We start from the raw sequence: 20251 nt of genomic DNA on the forward strand, positions 1-20251 counted from the left end.
CACCCCCCGGGCGGGTGGCCGTCGCGCCCGCCTCCGGGGAGGTGGGTAGCAGCCTGGGGGCGAGTACGCCGGCAACGACAGCGATGGCAATTGCCGGTAGCAGGAATCTTTTCATGGTGTCCATACGTGTAAAGGGGGAGTGCCCGATGACTCGGGGCGTCGATTTTACAGCAAAAAGCCGGCGGCGGCTGTTTGACCGCAACAACGGCCGGCGGTTCCACCGCTTGTTGTCTGTCGGGTCTGCGGCGCTGCCTTGGGCGGGTAAAGCGCGTATAATCGCCGCTTTTTCCCCTAGGTAACATCATGCCAGAGCTGAGCAAAGCGATTGCCGCGCGACGCACGTTCGCCATCATCTCCCACCCTGACGCGGGCAAGACCACGATAACCGAGAAGCTGCTGCTGCTGGGCAGCGCGATCCAGGTGGCGGGCAGCGTCAAGGGCAAGCGGGGCCCGCACGCCACGTCCGACTGGATGAGTATGGAGCAGGAGCGCGGGATATCCGTAACTTCTTCGGTAATGCAGTTTCCCTACCACGACCGCATCGTCAACCTGCTGGATACGCCTGGCCACGAGGATTTCTCCGAGGATACCTACCGCACCCTGACGGCCGTGGACTCGGCGCTGATGGTGATCGACGGCGCCAAGGGCGTCGAGGACCGGACCATCAAGCTGATGAATGTGTGCCGCCTGCGGGACACGCCAATCTTCAGCTTCGTCAACAAGATGGACCGGGATATTCGCGACCCGATCGAGCTGCTGGATGAGATCGAGCAGGTGTTGGCGATACAGGGCGCGCCGATCAACTGGCCTGTTGGCATGGGCAGTCAGTTCAAGGGTGTCTACAACCTTTACACCGATGTTATTCATCTTTACACGCCAGGGCAGGGCAGCGTGCTGCCGGATGACCGCCGCATTGACGGTCTGGCCAGCGCCGGCGCCCGGGAACTGCTGGGCGATGAGTACGCCGATTTTGTCGATGAAATCGACCTGGTGAGGGGCGCCAGCCACGCCTTTGACGCCGAGGCCTTTCTGGCCGGCAAGCTGAGCCCGGTGTTCTTTGGTACCGCGCTGGGCAACTTCGGCGTGCGCGAAATGCTGGACGACTTCGTCCAGTGGGCGCCGCCGCCCCAGGGCCGCGAGGCGCAGGAGCGCGAGGTCAGCGCCGGGGAGCGGGCATTCAGTGGCTTTGTGTTCAAGATCCAGGCCAATATGGATCCCCGGCACCGTGACCGGATAGCGTTTTTGCGGCTGTGTTCCGGCCGCTACGACAAGGGCATGAAGATGCGCCATGTGCGGCTGGGCAAGGAGGTGCGAATTGCCGACGCGGTGACCTTCAAGGCGGGAGAGCGGGTGCTGGTGGAAGAGGCGGTTGCCGGCGATATCATCGGCCTGCACAACCACGGCACGATCCAGATTGGCGATACCTTCAGCGCCGGCGAGGATCTCAATTTCACCGGCATTCCCCACTTCGCCCCGGAGTTGTTCCGGCGCATCCGCCTGCGCGACCCGATGAAGTCCAAGCAGTTGCAGAAAGGCCTGCAGCAGCTGTCGGAGGAGGGCTCAACCCAGGTGTTTGCACCCCTGAACAGTTCCGATTTGATCGTCGGTGCCGTGGGGCAGCTGCAGTTCGATGTGGTGGTCTACCGCCTCGCCGATGAATACAAGGTCGAGGCGCTGTACGAGCCGGTCAACGTCTACACCGCGCGCTGGGTACACTGCGATGATGCCCGCAAGCTGGAGGATTTCCGCAAGAAGGCCGCGGACCAGTTGTCCATCGACGGTGGCGGCTATCTCACCTACCTCGCGCCGACGCGGGTCAACCTGGCCTTGATGGAAGAGCGCTGGCCCGGGATTGAGTTCCGGGCCACCCGGGAGCACTGACCCGGGTCGAGGTTCAGGGCAGCAGGGGCTCTATGTCGCCTGCGATATCCTCGGGCTTGGTGGTGGGCGCGTAGCGCTTGACCACATTGCCCTCGCCGTCGATCAGGAACTTGGTGAAGTTCCACTTGATACCCTGTGACCCCAGGGCTCCGGGAGCGGCCTTTTTCAGGTGCTTGAACAGGGGGTCAGCAGTCCCGCCATTGACATCGATCTTGCCAAACATGGGAAAGCTGACGCCGTAGTTGAGCTGGCAGAATTCCATGATCTCGTCATTGCTGCCCGGGTCCTGCTTGCCGAACTGATTGCAGGGAAAGCCGAGAATGACCAGGCCGCGATCCCGGAACTGCTCATACAGCTTTTCCAGGCCGGCAAACTGGGGTGTGAAGCCGCACTTTGAAGCCGTGTTGACCACCAGCAGCACTTTGCCCCGATACTCCTCCAAAGATTGTTTTTTACCGGAAGGTGTCTGGCAGGTGAAGTCGTAGACGGTAGAGGCCATGTCGCGTTCTCCTTGGTTGGCAGCTGGTGCTGCCATTCGGTTACCTGTCAGGCGCCCACCGGCGCCTGCAGCTGCAACTGCTGGAGCAGTATGCCCAGGCGCTTGCGCTGGTTCTTGAGGGCGTACTCCAGCTCCCGCAGCTTGCTGCGCAGGGCGGCGTGCTCCCATTTGTCGACCATCTGCAGGCGCCGGACTTCCAGCGCATCCTCGATTTCAGCGACCTTGCGCTCGACCCGCTCGGACTGCAGCGCGCGCCACTGATTCACGTGTTCGGTGAACAACTGGTATTCCCGCTCCAGCAGCTCCCGCAGGGTTTCGTTGTCCGCCTGCTCCTGCAATTCCCGCCGGGCGCGGGCGAACTGGGCGTCTACCATGGCGCGCTGGATCCTGAAGTCCGGGACCCGGTTGAGCTTGGCCGCGAGGCCGATTTTGGCGCACAGGCTGATCAGCCACTTGGTTGGGTCCCACTGCCACCAGCGAATGCCGTTGCGGTAGTCGTTCTGGAAGATGTGGTGGTAGTTGTGATAGCCCTCGCCATAGGTAAGGAAGGCGAGGAAGCCGTTGTCCCGGGCGCTGTTGTCTTCGGTGTAGGGACGGGTGCCCCAGAAGTGGGCCAGGGAGTTGATGAAGAAGGTGACGTGGTGGTTGACGACCAGGCGCAGCAGACCCGCCAGCAGGACGGTGCCGATGATATCGCCGAGGAACACGCCCAGCAGCACTGGCGGCCCCAGGTTCATGAGGGTCGTCAGGGCGACGTAATGGCGGTGCTGGAACATGACTACCGGATCGCGCTGCAGATCCCTGGCATTGCTGAAGTCGTTCTCGCCGCTGGGATAGTCGCGCAGCATCCAGCCCATGTGACTGAACCAGAGCCCGCGGCCCGCGGAGTAGGGGTCCTGCTCATTGTCGTCCACATGGCGATGGTGGCGGCGGTGATCGGATGCCCAGACCAGGATGCTGTTCTGCAGGGCACCCGCGCCCCAGAGGGCGTAGAACCACTTCAGGGCCGGGTGGGCCTCGTAGGCGTTGTGTGCCCACAACCGGTGATAGCCGCCGGTGATCGACAGCCCGTTCAGATACAGGAATACCACTGCCCACAGCCACTGGGCGGCCGAGAAACCGTGGTAGACCCCCCACAGGGGCACCAGGATCAGGGCCAGGAGCGGGAAGCCCACGAAGATGGCGACATTGACCGGAATCAGGGGCGGTTTGGCTGGGGCATTGGGCATAGGAATGTAGAGCTCTGGGGCTAAAGAAACAAAGGCGATGGTAGCGTGTTGGCGGCAAAAAGTCTTGTTCAGGGCCGCCGCAGGCTGACCACAGGCACTGCAGCCAGGGTTTGATCACGGCCGTCGGTGTTGGTTCCGTCGCCCCCTGGTTCCGGTCAGGTACGCTCGAGGTAGGACTGGTACTCCAGCAGCGAGATGCGGTGGCGAAATTCTGCCACTTCCTGCTCTTTGGTGAGGGTGAATATACGCTGCAGCTCCCCCCCCAGTGCGGTGCGGATAAACTCCGACTTGCGGAACCGGTCCAGGGCCTCATGCATATAACCGGGCAGATAGCCGGTCTTCTGGGAATAGCCGTCGCCCCGGGTGGGGTTGCCGGGTGACGCCTGCTGCTCGATGCCGTCGAGCATTGCGGCCAGCACCACGGCGAACTGCAGATAGGGGTTGCAGTCGGCACCGGCAACCCGGTGTTCCAGGCGCCTCGCGGCGTGGGAGCCCGCCGGTACACGCACCGCCACCGTGCGGTTTTCGTAGCCCCAGCTCGGGTAGGTTGGGGCGTGGGTGCCGGGCTGGAAGCGGCGATAGCCGTTGAAGCCGGGAGAGAAGATGATCATGGAGTCCGCCATGTGTTGCAGGCAGCCTGCAATGGCGTGATGCAGCAGGGGAGTGCCGCGTTCGGTGCCGTCATCGAAGACATTGACGCCGCGCTGGTCGAGCACGCTGCAGTGGACGTGCATGCCGTTGCCGGCCTCGTCCTCGAAGGGCTTGGGCATGAAGCTGGCGACCAGGCCGTGCTTGTGGGCCACGCCTTTGATCAACCGCTTCATCATCAGGATCTGCTTGGCCGCCAGCACGGGACTGGGGACATGTTGCATGTTGATTTCGTACTGTGAGGGCGCTGACTCCTTGACCACGCCGTCAAAGGGCAAATCCTGGAGTTCGCAGGCCAGGCGCAGCTCCTCCATCATCTGCTGGTGCTGGTTGAGCACGTCGAGGCCGTACATGTTGCCGCCAACCGGCTGGCTGCCGGCGGGGGAGGGGCAGGTGTGGATGGGGACCACGTTGTCCCAGCGCACCAGGCTGAACTCCAGTTCCGCGGCGACCACCGGAGTCCAGCCCGCATCCTGGAAGCGCGAGACCACCTGTTTCAGAACGTGTCGGGGGTCGCCCATGTAGGGGGCGCCGTCGGCGTCGAACATGGACAGCATGATTTGTCCGTGCTGGCCGCCAGCGGACCAGGGTGTCGGCAGCAGGGAACCCTCCACCGGCCGGCAGATACCGTCGGCATCACCGGAGGCAAAGACCAGCTCCTCCACGTCCCGGCCCCAGATGTCCAGGCTCAAGGCGGTCTTGGGGAGCTTGAGTTCGCCGTCGAAAATCCTGGCGAGCTTGTGCCGCGGCAACCATTTGCCGCGCATGATGCCATTGCAGTCGGGCAGCAGGGCCTCGACGGTGGTTATCTCCGGGTGGGCCCGCAGGAACCAGTCGGCTTCAAGGGACATTCGGACACCGTGATTCAGGCCAGTAAGGGTGCACTATCTGGATTTCGCGGAGGCGGTTCAATGCCCCATGCGGGGCAGGACCGGGGCTTGTGGCGCGGCAGTCAACGGGCTGGCGCCATGTAGACCCGCAGGGGATCGTCGCCAGCGGCTTCGCCGAGGCAGGTCAGGGAGTTGATAAACAGGGAAAACAGGTCGGTCTGGGAGCTCACATCCAGCTTGCGGTAGATGCTCTTGCGGTGGCGGCGGACGGTCTCCAGCGCAATCCCCAGGCGCGCCGCCGAGGTGTCGGTGCCATAGCCGCGCAGCATCAACTCCAGCACGTCCTTCTCCCGCGGCGACAGCAGCGACGAGCCAAAGGTGCGAAACGCCAGGTCAATCTGGTGATTGATGCCCGGCTGGATCAGGTGCGTCACCGCGAAATCGTCGTGCTCACTGTGGGATTTGATCAGCTCTGACACCGGCTCGGCCAGTAGATACAGCGTCTCGTACTCCTGCTCGGTGAATTCGCCCTGTTGCGGCAGGCGCATCATGCAGAGGTTGATCACGTTGCCGGCGCGCAGTCGGGACAGGTAGATAGTCTCGTCAACGGTTCCGGTCTCGGCGTAGTAGTCGCGGTAGTACTGCGACTCGCGCAACTTGCCGGAGGTAATCCGCGACAGGCGGTAGAACTTGGAGCGCGGCTGGTTCATCGAGGCCCGGTAGAAAGGATCCTCGCGGTAGGGTCCGTCGAGATAGGTGTCTATCTGGGAGGCCACGGCCGTTGTGGGAATCTCGTGGTAGAGAACCTGGGGCGGCAGGTCCCGGTGGTAGAGCCAGATCTGGGGGTAGTCAATGTGCACCTGGCCCCGGATGGCCTCAATCAGCGTGGGAAAGAACTGATCCGTGCCCAGGGCGGAGATGGCCCGCGACAGATCCCGGTTCCACTTGCTCAGCTGACTGATATCGTTCATGGCATGGCGGGCGTCAGAAGCTTCATTAGTGCTGGCATATTGGGCAGCGCGGCCAGCCTTGTCAAATGTACCTGTCAGGGCGAAACCTCGGGCTGGTATAAGCAGCTGTCGGGGCGAGCGGCCTGGGGACTTTGGTCGCGAGTGGCAGGCGACTATACTGCGGGTCCAGTCATCGTCAGGAGCGCGGAATGAGTCGCCGCAGTTTCACTGCAGGGAGTGAGAGGATGTCGTCGCGGGTTCCCGCGGCGCTGACTCGCAGCCTGCTGGTGATGATGGCGGCCAGCGGATTGCCGCGGGACCGGCTGCTGGCCCAGGCGGGGTTTGCCCATGACCCCCTGCAAAACCAGACCCTGACAGATGTGGCAACGCCCTCCCAGTACAGTCGCCTCTGCGGCGTGCTGTGCCGGCAGCTGGACGACGAGACCCTGGGTACCATGCCGGATGCGTCGACCCCCCCGGGTACCCTGCGGCTGGTGGCGTTGAGCATGCTCGGCTGCGGAACCCTGGGGGTGGCGATGCAGCGCGCCATTGAGTTCAATACCTGCTGTCGGGCACGACGGTCCCCCCCTGTGCAGAACCGCCTGCTGGTGGACGCCGATGCCCGCGAGGCCACCCTGACCTACCTGGGTGCCGGAGTGCCCGCCCCGCTCCAGCACAGGGTCCTCGCGGGGCTGGCCATCTGGCTCCGCTTCTGCAGCTGGCTGATCGGCCAGGAAATTGATACTACCCAAGCCAGCTGCGCTGGCCCCCAGCCCCGCAACAGCGATGCGCTGCGTCATTTTTTCCCGGGCCCGGTGGAGTTCGGTGCCCGGGTCAATGCGGTGACCTTCAGCGCCCGCCACCTGGAGGCGGCGGTACAGCGCGATGAACAGCAGCTGGCCGAATTCATGGCGATGGCGCCCTATTTTCTCCTGCACGACCACGAAGCTTGCCACAGCAGTATTAGCCGGCGGATCAGGGGGATAATCGGCGACGACTTCCAGCTTGAGATGCCGAGTTTCGAGGAGCTGACCGTCTTGCTCAACATGTCGGCCAGGACCCTGCGCCGACGACTGGAAAGCGAGGGCACCTCCTACCAGCGGATCAAGGACAAGGCCCGTCGGGACCGCGCCATCAGCCTGCTGCGGCATCCGGAACTGTCGGTGTGCGAGGTCGCCGAGGTGCTGGGCTTCAGCGACCCCAGCGCGTTTCACCGCTCATTCAAGAAGTGGACAGGGCAGTCCCCCGGCGCGTTCCGCTGATTCAGTGCGCCCACGGCAGCGGCCCGGTGCGCCAGTGCCGGGCCCAGGCCTGATAGACCTTGTTACTGTAACGCCGGCTTCCCAGGCTGCCGTTGTAGGCGGCCAGGGCCCGGTGCAGGTCGCCTTTTTCCCGCTGCAGGTAAAACTGCAGGATACGACAGCCATACTCGAAGTTGGTGAGGTTCATGGTCAGGTTGTCATCCGCGCGGCCGATCTCGTTCTTCCAGAACGGCATCACCTGCATCATGCCCTGGGCGCCGACCCGGGAGATGGCAAAGCGGTCGAAGTGGCTTTCCACTTCGATAACAGCCAGGACCAGCTCGGGGGGCAGGGACGCCCTGGCGGCCGCCGCGTGGACCTGGCGCAGCAGCTGCAGCCGCTCTTCTGCATCCTTGACGAAGCGCTCCAGGCGAGCGGACATATCCACCAGCCACACCTCGGCGTCGTAGCGATCCGCGAAACTGTCGGCGCTGTTGATGGTCTGGTCGAGAAAGGTCCTGAGTGCGGCGCGCTCTTCCGGGTCCTGCGGCTGGCCCGCGGCGAGCGGTGCCAGTACCGCCAACAGCATGGCGGCCGCCAGCGCCTGCCAGCGGAACCTCGAGGGTTTACCGCGACCCGCCATGTCGGCGGTCAGCGTTGCAGGCGGCCGAGCACAGCGGCGACGACAGCGTCCGCCGCAATCAGCGTTGCCTCCGCGTCGCAGCGGCCCTTGTACTCGAGCTTGCCTTCGGCCAGCGTGCGGTCGCCGATCACCAGGCGGTGGGGAATGCCCAGCAGTTCCATGTCGGCGAACTTGACGCCGGGGCGCTCGTTGCGGTCGTCGAGCAGGACATCGACACCGGCTTCCCGAAACTGCTGGTACAGGGACAGCGCGGCTTCCGCTACCGCCTCCGATTTTTGCATGTTCAGTGGAACGATAGCGAGCTGGAATGGCGCCATGGCCTCGGGCCAGATGATGCCGCGTTCGTCGTGGTTCTGCTCGATTGCCGCGGCCACGATCCTGCTCACACCGATACCGTAGCAGCCCATATTCATGGTGACGGCCTTGCCGTTCTCGTCCAGCACGCTGGCATTCATGGCTTCGCTGTACTTGCGCCCGAGCTGGAAGATGTGACCAACTTCGATGCCGCGACGGATCAGCAGCGTGCCTTCACCATCGGGGCTCGGATCCCCTTCCTGGACGTCGCGTAAATCCTCCACCCGGGCCAGGGGGCAGTCCCGCTCCCAGTTCACTCCGGTGAGGTGCATGTCGTCGCGGTTTGCGCCGCAAACGAAATCCGCCAGCAGAGCGGCGCTGCGGTCGACAATCACTGGCAGCGGCAGGCCGACAGGCCCCAGCGAGCCAAAGCCGGCCCCGCAAGCCGCGCGCACGGCATCCTCGTCGGCCATGGCCAGCGGGCTGCCGACACCGGCCAGTTTCTCGGCCTTGATACTGTTGAGCTGGTGGTCGCCGCGCAGGACCAGGGCCACCAGGGTCCCGGGCTCGTCACCTTCTACCACCAGGGTTTTCACCGTGCTGGCGGCGGGCAGTGTGAGCAGTGTCGCCAATTCCCCGATGGTGCGCACGCCGGGCGTCGCCAGTTCCGCCAGCTCGGCGGACGGCGCCGGGCGCTCCGTTGTGCCCGGCAGGGCTTCGGCCATCTCGACGTTGGCGGCATAGTCGCTGCTGTCGCTGAAGGCAATGGCGTCTTCGCCGGCGTTCGCCAGCACGTGGAATTCGTGGGAGGCGCTGCCGCCGATGCTGCCGGTGTCGGCAATCACCGGCCGGAATTCGAGGCCGAGACGGCTGAAGATATTGCTGTAGGTGCGGTGCATCACCTGATAGGTAGCTTCCAGCGAGGCCTGGTCGATGTGGAAGGAGTAGGCGTCCTTCATCAGGAATTCGCGCCCGCGCATGATGCCGAAGCGCGGCCTGATCTCGTCCCGCACCTTGGTCTGGATCTGGTACAGGTTCAGGGGCAGCTGTTTGTAGCTCTTGATCTCGTTGCGCACCAGGTCGGTGACTACTTCTTCATGGGTGGGGCCGAGGCAGAAGTCGCGCTGGTGTCGGTCCTGGATTCGCAGCAGCTCCGGACCATACTGCTCCCAGCGACCCGATTCCTGCCACAGCTCCGCCGGCTGCACCACCGGCATGCTGATTTCTATGGCGCCGCTGGCATCCATTTCCTCGCGCACCACCTGCTCGACCTTGCGCAGCACCCGCAGGCCCAGGGGCAGCCAGGTGTAGAGACCGGCCGCCAGCTTGCGTATCAGCCCCGCGCGCAGCATCAGCTGGTGGCTGATGACCTCTGCATCCGCCGGGGTCTCTTTCTGGGTGCTGATCAGGTAGTTGCTGGTGCGCATGTGCTCGGGTCCGTGGGGGGATTGGGGAAGGCGCCCAGTTTACGTCCGAACACGGCGGCGGTACAGGGTCGGCCGGACAGCGTCGCCCGGACAGGGTCGCCCGGCGGGGCGGTGGTGGAAGGACGTGTGGGGGGCAGAAACGGGAATATGCAGCAAAAACAGGGTTATTTTTGCCCCCGGCAACGAAAAAGCCCTTGTATTACAGCTTTTCATGGTTAATATCAGTGCTTGAGCCTGGTGGCGGCAGTGGTGGTCGCGGTCAGTCCGGCTTGGATGCGTGTCCCAACTCACTAGAACGAAGGTTGAAAAGACTATGGCGACGAAAAAAGCAGCAGCGAAGAAGGCACCTGCCAAGAAAACGGCAACGGCAAAAGTAGCGGCCAAGAAGGCAGCTCCCGCCAAGAAGGCAGCACCTGCCAAAAAGGCGGCACCTCTTATCAAGGACAAACTCACCAAGACCCAGATCGTGGCATCCATTGCGGAATCCACCAGCCTGAGCAAGAAGCAGGTCGGCGATGTGATGGGCGAGCTGGAGTCGCTGATTGAGCGGAGCCTCAAGAAGCGTGCGGTAGGCGAGTTCACCCTGCCGGGCCTGATGAAAATCACCACCGTGAAGAAGCCCGCCAAGAAGGCGCGCAAGGGCATCAACCCCTTCACCGGCCAGGAGACCACCTTCAAGCCGAAGCCGGCCAGCGTTGCTGTGAAAGTGCGCCCGCTGAAGAAAATGAAGGATTTCGCCGCCGACTGAGTCACGGCAGCAGGCCCTGCCCGCGGCCGCGGGCGGGGTTCAGGTTGTTCCACGCCTCGGCACGGTCTGGTGCAGGGGCACGCTTCCCTCCCCAAGTTCCCCATTGCACCTGTATTGGCCTGCGCCCCGGCATGGGGTAAAATCCGCGCCTCGATTTTTTCTGCCCCATTAATTTGGCGAGTACACTCCATGCCGATATACGAGTACCAGTGTCAGTCCTGTGGCCACCTGCATGAAGCCCTGCAGAAGATCAGCGATGCCCCGCTGGTGGATTGTCCCGCCTGCGGTGCTCCCGAGCTGCGCAAGAAGGTTTCAGCGGCCGGTTTCCGTCTCAAGGGCGGCGGCTGGTACGAGACTGATTTCAAGACCGGTGGCAAGAAGAACCTGGTCGCCAGCGGCGACGACAAGGGCTCCGCACCTGCGGCAGCCCCGGCGGCGACCGCTGACAGCGCCGGCGCCTCCAAGGGCGGCGAGGCGACGGCCGCCAGCTAGACCCTGCCCCCCGGGGCCAACCTGACAATTGACGGATACGGAATTATGCGCAGTCATTTTTGTGGCGCCCTCGGCACGGCCAATATCGACGAAACGGTGACCCTGTGTGGCTGGGTGGATCGTCGTCGGGACCACGGGGGTGTCATCTTCCTCGACCTGCGTGACCGGGCCGGCGTGGTTCAGGTGGTATTCGATCCCGATACCGAGGAGCATTTCCAGCGCGCCGACCGGGTGCGCAGCGAATTCGTCCTGAAGATCACCGGCAGGGTGCGCGCCCGTACCGAGGGCACGGTGAATCCGGCCATGGCCACTGGCCAGATCGAGGTGCTGGGCAAGGAGCTGGAGATTCTCAACAGCGCGGTCACGCCGCCCTTCCAGCTCGATGAGCACACCAACGTCGGCGAGGATGTCAGGCTGCAGTATCGCTATATGGACCTGCGCCGTCCGGAGATGCAGAACCGCCTGATCCTGCGCGCGAAAATCACTACTGCAGTGCGCAATTTCCTCGATGCCGAGGGGTTCCTCGACATCGAGACGCCGATCCTGACTCGCGCAACCCCGGAAGGGGCTCGCGACTACCTGGTTCCCAGCCGCACCCACCCCGGCCACTTCTTCGCCCTGCCGCAGTCCCCCCAGCTGTTCAAGCAGCTGTTGATGGTGTCCGGCTTCGACCGCTATTACCAGATCGCCAAGTGTTTCCGGGATGAGGACCTGCGGGCCGACCGCCAGCCCGAATTCACCCAGATCGACATCGAGACCTCCTTCCTTGATGAGGAGGAGATCATGGGGATCACCGAGCGCATGATTCGCCAGCTGTTTGCCACGGTGCTGGACGTGGATCTGGGCGACTTCCCGCGCATGCCCTGGTCCGAGGCCATGGAGCGCTATGGTTCCGACAAGCCGGACCTGCGTATCGACCTCGAGCTGGTCAGCGTCGACGACCTGATGCGGCAGGTGGAGTTCAAGGTGTTCCGGGGCCCGGCCGACGATCCCGGCGGTCGCGTGGCGGCGCTGAAGGTACCCGGCGGCGCCGGCATCAGCCGCAAGGAAATCGACGACTACACCCGCTTCGTCAGCATCTACGGTGCACGCGGGCTGGCCTGGATCAAGGTCAACGACCTGGCGGCCGGCGTCGAAGGGCTGCAGTCGCCCATCCTCAAGTTCATGCCCGAAGACGTGGTGGCCGCAATGATGCAGCGCCTCGGTGCGCAGAACGGCGACATCGTCTTCTTCGGCGCCGACCGCAGCTCGGTGGTGAACGAATCCCTCGGCGCCCTGCGCCTCAAGGTGGCCCACGACCAGGGGCTGGTGCGCACAGGTTGGGCGCCTCTCTGGGTGGTGGATTTCCCCATGTTCGAGGACAACGGCAACGGTGGCCTGACCCCCTTGCACCATCCCTTCACCGCGCCGTCCTGTTCCCCGGAGGCCCTGGTGGCGGATCCTGCGACAGCCCTGTCCCGGGCCTACGACATGGTGTTGAACGGTACCGAGCTCGGCGGTGGCAGTATCCGTATTCACCAGCGCGACATGCAGCAGGCGGTTTTTCGTATCCTCGGTATCAGTGACGAGGAAGCGGAGGAGAAATTCGGTTTCCTGCTGCAGGCCCTGCAGTATGGCGCTCCGCCCCACGGTGGCCTCGCTTTCGGCCTCGACCGCCTGGTGATGCTGATGACGGGGGCGCAGTCGATTCGCGATGTCATCGCTTTCCCGAAAACACAGACAGCGCACTGCGTGCTCACCGATGCCCCGGGAGAGGTGAACGAAGCCCAGCTGAAAGAACTCAATATCCGCCTGCGCCAGGCCAGGGAACACGCGCCGGCCGCTCCTGCCGGGGAATAGCTCCGGCGGGTGCCGGATACGGGAGTTGGACCCGTCGGCATAATACTGTAGATTTATACAGATCAGGGATTCCAGGCAGGGCTCGGAGCACACTATGGCGGTCATCCTCGGGATCGACCCCGGTTCCCGCAAAACGGGTTTTGGCATCATCAACTACGTATCCGGTCGCAGTGAATACCTGACCAGCGGCGTAATCCGCCTGCCCGGCGGGAATCTGCCCGAGCGGCTGCGAGTGATCTACGAGAGCGTGACCGAGCTGGTTCTGCTGCACTGCCCGGACCAGCTCGCGGTCGAGCAGGTATTCATGGCCAAGAGCGCCGGTTCCGCCCTGAAACTGGGGCAGGCACGGGGCGCGGCCATCGTGGCCTGCGTGGCGCAGAACATGGCGGTCGCCGAGTACTCCGCGCGGCAGATCAAGCAGGCGGTGGTGGGTACGGGCGCCGCCGACAAGAGCCAGGTCCAGCACATGGTCAAGATGTTGCTGAAGCTGCCTGCCGAGCCGCAGGAAGACGCCGCGGACGCCCTGGCTGCCGCCCTGTGTCATGCCCATACCCAACACAGTATGATAAACATTGCCGGCGCGACCTCCGTGCGCCGGCGCCGGATGCGTTAGCGGAGCGGTGGCAGGACAATGATAGGCAGGATACGCGGCACTCTGGTGTACAAGCAGCCTCCGGACATTCTCGTGGATGTGGCCGGGGTTGGCTACGATATCCAGGTCCCCATGAGCACCCTGTTCCAGCTGCCCGAGCTCGGCGCGGACGTCACCCTGCTGACCCACTTTGTGGTCCGCGAAGACGCGCAGCTGTTGTACGGTTTCGTTGATGAGCGGGATCGCGCGCTGTTCCGCCAGCTAGTGAAGGTAAGTGGAGTCGGACCCAAGCTGGCGCTGACCATCCTTTCCGGCATGGACGCCACCGAATTCGCCCGCTGTGTGCAGCGGGATGATCTCTCCGCGCTGGTGGCCTTGCCCGGGGTCGGCAAGAAAACGGCCGAGCGCCTGCTGGTGGAGATGCGCGACAAACTGAAGCACTGGCTGGGACAGTGGGCCGAGGGCGATACCTCGGCTCCGGCCTCGGTCTACACCCCGGCCAGCGACCGGGTGGCGGATGCCGAGGGGGCGCTGGTTGCCCTGGGCTACAAGCCGGCCGAGGCTGCGCGCATGATAGCGGCGGTCAACGATGACAGCGCGGCGGGCAGTGAGGACCTCATCCGCCGCGCCCTGAAAGCCGTGGTGAGCCGAAAATGATTGAGACCGACCGCCTGATCGCGCCCCAGGCCAGGGGCGATCGCGAGGAACTGCTGGATCGCGCTATCCGCCCGAAGACCCTGGACGAGTATATCGGCCAGCCAGTGGTGCGCGACCAGATGACCATTTTCCTGCAGGCCGCACGCGGCCGCCGCGAGCCCCTGGACCACACCCTGATCTTCGGCCCCCCCGGCCTCGGGAAGACCACCCTCGCCAGCATCATCGCCAACGAAATGGGCGTTTCCCTGAAGACCACCTCCGGCCCGGTACTGGAAAAGGCCGGGGATATCGCCGCCCTGATGACCAACCTGGAGCCAGGTGATGTTCTCTTTATAGACGAGATCCACCGCCTCAGTCCCGTTGTCGAGGAGATCCTCTATCCGGCGATGGAGGATTACCAGCTCGACATCATGATCGGCGAGGGGCCGGCGGCCCGCTCCATCAAGCTGGACCTGCCACCCTTTACCCTGGTCGGTGCCACCACCCGCGCCGGCTTGTTGACCTCGCCCCTGCGCGACCGCTTCGGTATCGTGCAGCGGCTGGAGTTCTACCAGGTCGCGGACCTGGCCACCATCGTCGCCCGCTCTGCGGCTATCCTCGGGATCGGCATCGATGCCCATGGCGCGGCGGAAATTGCCCGCCGCGCCCGCGGCACGCCGCGCATTGCCAACCGCCTGCTGCGGCGGGTGCGCGACTACGCCGAGGTCAAGGCCGACGGTCACATCACTGCCGAAGTGGCGGACCGTGCGCTCGACATGCTGAGCGTGGACCACCACGGCTTCGATCACCAGGACCGGCGCCTGCTGCTGACCATGATCGAGAAGTTCGACGGCGGCCCGGTGGGTGTCGACAGCCTCGCCGCCGCCATTTCCGAGGAGCGCGGCACCATAGAGGATGTACTGGAACCCTACCTGATCCAGCAGGGCTATATCGTGCGCACCCCGCGGGGGCGCATGGTGACGCGCAATGCCTACCTGCACTTCGGCCTGCCCGCCGGGCGCACACCGGAAACGGCACAATTACCACTGGAGCCGGATCGGGACGAGAACGCGTGAGTGCGGCGGAATTTTCAATTAAGCTGCGAGTCTACATCGAGGACACCGATGCCGGTGGCATTGTCTACTACGTCAACTACCTGAAGTTCATGGAACGCGCCCGCACCGAATTCATGCGCAGCCTGGGTTATGGCAAGGATTACATCTTCAATCACGACCTGATGTTCGTGGTGCGTGACGTGGCCATACACTATCGGGCGCCGGCATCTCTGGACGATCAGCTGGAGGTGGGTGTGACGCTGGCGGCTGTGCGCGGCGCCTCCCTGGCAATGCGTCAGGTGGTCTGTCGTGGCGGTGAGCAGCTGGCATCTGCGGAGATCACCATTGCCTGCGTGGATCGCGCGGGGGTGCGCCCGCGGCGGTTGCCAAAGGATATGCTGGACAGCCTGCGCGCCGCGCAGGTTCATTGAGGGGGGAGCCCGACACTTGGAAGCGCAACTGAGTATTATCGACCTGATTTTCGAGGCTGGATTCACTGTGCAGCTGGTCATGCTGACCCTGCTGATGGCTTCCATGGCCTCCTGGTACATGATCGTCCAGCGGTTCATCTATTTCCGCAACGGCCGCGAGGAGATGTTCGAGTTCGAGGAGCGGTTCTGGTCCGGTATCGACCTGTCGCAGCTGTATCGCGAGGGCAACGAACGCGCCGCCGATGGCAGGATCATCGTCGGTATGGAAAGCATCTTCCGCGCCGGGTTCAAGGAGTTCTCGCGGCTGGCTAAGCAGTCGGAGATGGATTCCGAGGCCGTGATCGAGGGTTCCCGCCGGGCCATGCGGGTCGCGATGCTGCGGGAAGAGGAACGCCTGGAGAAACACCTCTCCTTCCTGGCGTCGGTGGGTTCGACCAGCCCCTATATCGGCCTGTTTGGCACAGTGTGGGGGATCATGAACTCCTTCCGCGGTCTCGCCAATGCCACCCAGGCGACCCTGGCCACGGTCGCCCCCGGTATCTCCGAAGCCCTGGTCGCGACCGCCATGGGTCTGTTTGCCGCGATTCCCGCGGTACTTGCCTATAACCGTTTCGCCAGTCGCATGGATATGTTCCTGAACCGCTACGACACCTTTGTCGACGAGTTCTCCAGCATTCTCTACCGCCAGGCTTACGCGCTACGCGCGCGCGACAGGAAAGCGGGATGACCGCAGTCGTGTCCAGGTCCCGCAGCAAGCGCCGTCCCATGGCCGACATCAATGTCGTGCCCTATATTGACGTCATGCTGGTGTTACTTATCATTTTCATGGTGACCGCGCCGATGCTGATGCAGGGGGTCAAGGTCGATCTGCCCACCGCCGATGCGGACCCGGTGGAAAACCAGGACAGTGAGCCGCTGATCATTTCGATTGACAGCAGCGGCCAGCTCTTCCTCAACCTCGGCGAGGATGAAAAGCAGGCCCTTGCCCTGGCCACCATTACCCAGCGCGTGGGTGCGGTGATGCGCCGCAGCCCCGAGAAGCCGGTGCTGATATGGGGCGACCGCGCCGTGCCCTACGGCGAGGTTGTCACCCTGATGTCCGCCCTGCAGGAAGCGGGCGCCCCCAGCGTCGGACTGGTGACCGAGCCACCCCAGTGAACTTCTCCATTTATGCCAAGCCGGTGACGCCGCGTATTGTCCTGCGCCCGGCCATGGCGACCGTGCTGCTGCACGCACTGGTCATTTATTTGCTGACGGCCAACTGGTCCAGCTCCGAAGAGCGCATGCTGAAGCCCAAGCCGGCGCCCAAAGTGATCAATGCGACCCTGGTGGATGCCGGCCAGCTGGAGCCCAAACCGGAACCCAAGCCCGAGCCGAAACCTGAGCCCAAGCCCGAGCCGAAGCCGGTACCCAAACCGGAGCCGAAGCCGGTACCCAAGCCGGTACCCAAACCAGAGCCGAAGCCGGTCCCCAAACCAGAGCCGAAGCCGGAGCCCAAGCCGGCGCCCAAACCCGAACCGAAACCGGAGCCCAACCCGGCACCGAAGCCCGAGCCGAAGCCGGAACCTCCCCGGCCGACCCAGCAGGAGCTGGCGGAGGCTGCACGGCAGGAGGCTGCCCGTAAAGCGGCCGCGGAGCAGGCCGCGCGCGCTGCCGCCGCCTCCGCGGAGCTGGCGGCCAGCTATGCTTCGCTGATCCAGCAGACGGTGCAGCGTCGCTGGAGCCGTCCGCCCAGCGCCCGCAACGGAATGGAGGTTCTGTTGTCCATACAATTGATCCCCACCGGCGAGGTGGTGAGCGTGGGCGTATTGCGCAGCAGCGGGGACACCGCGTTTGATCGCTCCGCGATTGCCGCGGTGGAGCGCGCAGGCAATTTCCCCGAGCTCAAGAACCTGCCGCCGCGCGAATTCGAGCAGAACTTCCGGCGCTTCCGCCTGTTATTCAGACCAGAGGATCTACGTTACTGATGAAACACCTGACAGCAGTTTTACTGGCGGCCATGCTTGCCCTGGCAACGCTGAATGCCCGGGCGCAACTGGTTATCGAAATCACCCAGGGCATGGACAACCCGACGGCCATCGCGGTGGTGCCCTTTGCCTGGCAGGGCTCGGGAGCCCAGCCGGAAGATGCGGCCAAGGTTATTGAGGCCGACCTGGCACGCAGCGGACAGTTTGAGCCGGTGAGCCGCGGCGACATGCTGGCGCGGCCCACCACCCAGCAGGAAGTGTTCTACCGGGACTGGCGCGCGATCAATTCCGAGTATGTCCTGATTGGCCGCGTGTCGGTAAGCAACCAGGTGCAGATGCGGATCGAATACGAGCTGTTCGATGTCAACCGCCAGGCGCGGGTGCTGCACGGCTACGAGGAAGGGCATGTCAACGAAGTCCGGATGTTGTCCCACCGGGTGGCCGACGAAGTCTATGAAACCCTGACCGGCATCCCGGGCGCTTTCGCCACCCGACTGCTGTATGTGTCCGCCACCCGTAATCCTGCCGGCAAGGACTACTATCGCCTGACCCTGGCGGACTCGGACGGGGCTCGCCCGATTGTCCTGCTGGAGTCCCGCGAGCCGATCATGGCGCCGACCTGGTCCCCGGATGGCAAGCACATTGCGTACGTGTCCTTCGAGACCAGCCGCCCGGCGATCTATCGCCAGGAGCTGGCTTCCGGCGCGCGCGAGCAGCTGACCAATTTCCGCGGCCTCAACGGTGCGCCGGCCTGGTCCCCGGATGGCAATTCCATGGCGATGGTCCTGTCCAAGGACGGTAATCCCGATATCTACGTAATGGATTTGCGCAGCAAGCAGCTGACCCAGATCACCCGCCACTACGCCATTGATACCGAGCCGACCTGGATGCCGGACGGCCGCTCCCTGCTGTTCACCTCGGATCGTGGAGGGCGCCCGCAGATCTACCGCTATGACCTGCGCACTGGTGCCACCGACCGGGTGACCTTCGAGGGGACCTACAACGCCAGGGCACGCATGGCCCAGGACGGGCGCAATATGGTGATGGTGCACCAGTCCGGGGGACGGTTCCATATCGCACTGCACGACATGGTGACCAACCGCCTGCAGGTGCTCACCAGTACAGAGCTTGACGAAAGTCCCAGTATCGCACCCAATGGCTCTATGGTATTGTATGGCACCAAATCCGGGGACCGGGGGATTCTTGCCGCCGTTTCCGTGGATGGCGGAGTGAAATTCCGTTTACCGGCGCGCGAAGGCGATGTCCGTGAACCGGCATGGTCACCTTATCTGAGTCGTTAACCACGGCTGTTGTAACCAATGTCATCAATCACCATTCGCAAGGATAGAAACGCAATGAAACAACTGACTGTTGCTGGCAAGGCACTGACCCTGCTCTTCGTCGCCGCTTTCCTGGTAGCCTGTTCCAGCAAGGATACGAAAGACGACGACGCCGCTGCCGCCGCTGCCGCTGCTGAAGCAGCTGCCCGCTCTGCCGCGGAACGTGCCGCTGCCGCCGATGCCGCTGGTTCCCAGCAGCGCCTGCAGGACGCCGTCGCCGCCGTAGGTAACGTGTTTTACTTCGACTACGACAGCTCCAACCTGACGCCCCAGGCCCAGGCTGCGCTGGATGCCCATATTGCCCTGCTCCGCACCAATGAGCGCAGTGTGCGTCTCGAAGGTCACACAGACGAGCGCGGTACCCGTGAATACAACATGGCCCTGGGTGAGCGCCGCGCGAACACCGTGCGGGACTACATGGTCGTGAACGGGATCTCCAGCTACCGTATTGAAACGGTCAGCTACGGCGAAGAACAGCCCATCGCATACGGTTCTGGCGAGGCCAACTGGTCCCAGAACCGTCGCGTTGAGCTCAAGTAGGGCGCGGTAGCGCATGCGTTATCTCAGCAAAGCGCTGTTGGCAAACGGGCTGGCCCTGGCGGTTGGCCCGTTCTGCTTTCTGCCCACAGTAAATGCCCAGGACTATATTGACGTTGAAGCGGAGCGCGCCGCGGCAGCGGCCAACCCGTCGTCCTCGTCCTCTTCCGCCGTGCAGCCTGCCCAGGCGTATCCTGTCACCAGCTATGGCATCGGCTCTGCTCCGGCGGCCCCGGTGCTGGAAGCCGAGAGCCCTGCTACCCCGGTGGCCGGGGGCAGCAATGCCGGGCAGTTGTTGCTGAAAGTGCAGCAGCTGCAGCAGGAAGTGATGCGCCTCAATGGCATGGTCGAGGAGCAGGCTCACGAGCTGCGCACCCTCAAGGCCCAGAGCCTGGAGCGCTATATCGATCTCGACCGTCGCCTGGGTATGCTGGCGGGTGGCACCGGCGACCCACTTCCAGGCGCAGAGGCCCCGCTGCCAGCGGCTTCGGCTCCCGTTGCGGAAGCCGCCGTGGAGCAACCCTTGGCCGCCGCAGCCGCACCAGCTGCGACGGGAGCCGCGGAGCAGCCGGGTGAAGGCCCGGCCTACCAGGCCGCCTATGCCCTGGTGCGGAGCCAGCAGTTCAACAAGGCGGTTACGGCTTTCCAGCAGTTCCTGCAGGATTACCCCTCCGGGCGGTTTGCCCCCAATGCCCACTACTGGCTGGGTGAACTGCACCTGGTAACGTCACCGCCGGACACGGAGGCTGCGCGGCAGTCATTCATGCTCTTGCTGGATCTGTATCCCAAGGATTCCAAAGTTCCTGATGCCCTGTTCAAGCTGGGCCGTATCCACTACACCAAGGGCAACCGCGAGCGCGCCCGGGAGTTTCTGGATCGGGTAATCAGTGAGTTTGGTGCTACCAACAGTGCGGCGGTCAAGCTGGCGCAGGATTTCATCAGCGAGAACTACTGACCGCAGGTCAGGCCAGG

General features: G+C 63.8%; 21 protein-coding genes. 15 read left to right on the forward strand and 6 right to left on the reverse strand.

Annotation, left to right across the window (positions count from 1 at the left end; all coding sequences use genetic code 11):
• Positions 1–303 precede the first annotated feature (303 nt).
• Positions 304–1881: a peptide chain release factor 3 gene (locus RJQ10_RS10000; RefSeq protein ID WP_350146145.1), complete on the forward strand. Its 1578-nt coding sequence runs from the start codon at positions 304–306 to the stop codon at positions 1879–1881.
• A gap of 13 nt (positions 1882–1894) precedes the next feature.
• Here the strand turns inward: RJQ10_RS10000 and RJQ10_RS10005 are convergent, their stop codons facing one another.
• From RJQ10_RS10005 to RJQ10_RS10020, 4 genes are all read right to left on the reverse strand, one after another.
• Positions 1895–2380, reverse strand: coding sequence for a glutathione peroxidase (locus RJQ10_RS10005; RefSeq protein ID WP_350146147.1), 486 nt, complete (start codon positions 2378–2380; stop codon positions 1895–1897).
• Between the two features lie 47 nt (positions 2381–2427).
• Positions 2428–3609, reverse strand: coding sequence for an acyl-CoA desaturase (locus RJQ10_RS10010; RefSeq protein WP_350146149.1), 1182 nt, complete (start codon positions 3607–3609; stop codon positions 2428–2430).
• A gap of 155 nt (positions 3610–3764) precedes the next feature.
• Positions 3765–5108 (reverse strand): glutamine synthetase family protein, encoded by a 1344-nt coding sequence (locus tag RJQ10_RS10015; protein WP_350146151.1) that lies wholly within the window; start codon positions 5106–5108, stop codon positions 3765–3767.
• Positions 5109–5209: 101 nt separating this feature from the next.
• Positions 5210–6058, reverse strand: coding sequence for a response regulator transcription factor (locus tag RJQ10_RS10020; protein WP_350146153.1), 849 nt, complete (start codon positions 6056–6058; stop codon positions 5210–5212).
• Positions 6059–6246: 188 nt separating this feature from the next.
• Here RJQ10_RS10020 and RJQ10_RS10025 point away from each other — a divergent pair, with 188 nt between their 5' ends.
• Positions 6247–7299 carry an AraC family transcriptional regulator gene (locus RJQ10_RS10025; protein ID WP_350146155.1) on the forward strand — a complete coding sequence of 351 codons (1053 nt, stop codon included), beginning with the start codon at positions 6247–6249 and terminating at the stop codon, positions 7297–7299.
• A 1-nt stretch (position 7300) separates the two neighbouring features.
• On the opposite strand, the gene RJQ10_RS10030 is transcribed toward RJQ10_RS10025, so the two are convergent.
• Together RJQ10_RS10030 and RJQ10_RS10035 are read right to left on the reverse strand one after the other, a co-directional pair.
• Positions 7301–7921 carry a transglycosylase SLT domain-containing protein gene (locus RJQ10_RS10030; protein ID WP_350146157.1) on the reverse strand — a complete coding sequence of 207 codons (621 nt, stop codon included), beginning with the start codon at positions 7919–7921 and terminating at the stop codon, positions 7301–7303.
• Positions 7922–7929: 8 nt separating this feature from the next.
• A complete protein-coding gene (locus RJQ10_RS10035) occupies positions 7930–9642 on the reverse strand; it encodes a proline--tRNA ligase (protein ID WP_350146159.1) in 1713 nt (570 codons plus the stop codon).
• Positions 9643–9955: 313 nt separating this feature from the next.
• Here RJQ10_RS10035 and RJQ10_RS10040 point away from each other — a divergent pair, with 313 nt between their 5' ends.
• The 13 genes from RJQ10_RS10040 (at position 9956) to ybgF (ending at position 20234) form a co-directional block, all read left to right on the forward strand.
• Complete coding sequence (locus RJQ10_RS10040) at positions 9956–10390, forward strand: HU family DNA-binding protein (protein ID WP_350146161.1); 435 nt, start codon at positions 9956–9958, stop codon at positions 10388–10390.
• 189 nt (positions 10391–10579) lie between these two features.
• The gene (locus tag RJQ10_RS10045) at positions 10580–10882 is read left to right on the forward strand and encodes an FmdB family zinc ribbon protein (RefSeq protein WP_350146163.1); all 303 of its coding nucleotides are present in this window, start codon (positions 10580–10582) and stop codon (positions 10880–10882) included.
• A 45-nt stretch (positions 10883–10927) separates the two neighbouring features.
• Positions 10928–12721, forward strand: a complete 1794-nt coding sequence (gene aspS, locus RJQ10_RS10050; RefSeq protein WP_350146165.1) for an aspartate--tRNA ligase — start codon at positions 10928–10930, stop codon at positions 12719–12721.
• Between the two features lie 94 nt (positions 12722–12815).
• Positions 12816–13334 carry a crossover junction endodeoxyribonuclease RuvC gene (gene ruvC, locus RJQ10_RS10055; protein WP_350146167.1) on the forward strand — a complete coding sequence of 173 codons (519 nt, stop codon included), beginning with the start codon at positions 12816–12818 and terminating at the stop codon, positions 13332–13334.
• Positions 13335–13352: 18 nt separating this feature from the next.
• Positions 13353–13970 (forward strand): Holliday junction branch migration protein RuvA, encoded by a 618-nt coding sequence (gene ruvA / locus RJQ10_RS10060; RefSeq protein ID WP_350146169.1) that lies wholly within the window; start codon positions 13353–13355, stop codon positions 13968–13970.
• Positions 13967–15025, forward strand: coding sequence for a Holliday junction branch migration DNA helicase RuvB (ruvB, locus tag RJQ10_RS10065; protein ID WP_350146171.1), 1059 nt, complete (start codon positions 13967–13969; stop codon positions 15023–15025). Before ruvA ends, ruvB begins: the two co-directional genes overlap by 4 nt.
• Entirely contained in the window at positions 15022–15435 is a 414-nt protein-coding gene (gene ybgC / locus RJQ10_RS10070; RefSeq protein ID WP_350146173.1) for a tol-pal system-associated acyl-CoA thioesterase, read from the forward strand. Before ruvB ends, ybgC begins: the two co-directional genes overlap by 4 nt.
• Positions 15436–15451: 16 nt before the next feature.
• Entirely contained in the window at positions 15452–16162 is a 711-nt protein-coding gene (gene tolQ / locus RJQ10_RS10075; protein ID WP_350146175.1) for a protein TolQ, read from the forward strand.
• Positions 16159–16593 carry a protein TolR gene (tolR, locus tag RJQ10_RS10080; protein WP_350146177.1) on the forward strand — a complete coding sequence of 145 codons (435 nt, stop codon included), beginning with the start codon at positions 16159–16161 and terminating at the stop codon, positions 16591–16593. The genes tolQ and tolR overlap by 4 nt, the downstream gene beginning before the upstream one ends.
• Complete coding sequence (tolA, locus tag RJQ10_RS10085) at positions 16590–17402, forward strand: cell envelope integrity protein TolA (RefSeq protein ID WP_350146179.1); 813 nt, start codon at positions 16590–16592, stop codon at positions 17400–17402. The genes tolR and tolA overlap by 4 nt, the downstream gene beginning before the upstream one ends.
• Positions 17402–18703: a Tol-Pal system beta propeller repeat protein TolB gene (gene tolB / locus RJQ10_RS10090; RefSeq protein WP_350146181.1), complete on the forward strand. Its 1302-nt coding sequence runs from the start codon at positions 17402–17404 to the stop codon at positions 18701–18703. The genes tolA and tolB overlap by 1 nt, the downstream gene beginning before the upstream one ends.
• Before the next feature lie 54 nt (positions 18704–18757).
• Entirely contained in the window at positions 18758–19282 is a 525-nt protein-coding gene (pal, locus tag RJQ10_RS10095; protein ID WP_350146183.1) for a peptidoglycan-associated lipoprotein Pal, read from the forward strand.
• A 13-nt stretch (positions 19283–19295) separates the two neighbouring features.
• Positions 19296–20234 (forward strand): tol-pal system protein YbgF, encoded by a 939-nt coding sequence (ybgF, locus tag RJQ10_RS10100; RefSeq protein WP_350146184.1) that lies wholly within the window; start codon positions 19296–19298, stop codon positions 20232–20234.
• Positions 20235–20251: the final 17 nt, after the last annotated feature.

It is taken from the genome of Haliea sp. (assembly GCF_040222615.1).
Lineage (GTDB): Bacteria > Pseudomonadota > Gammaproteobacteria > Pseudomonadales > Halieaceae > Haliea.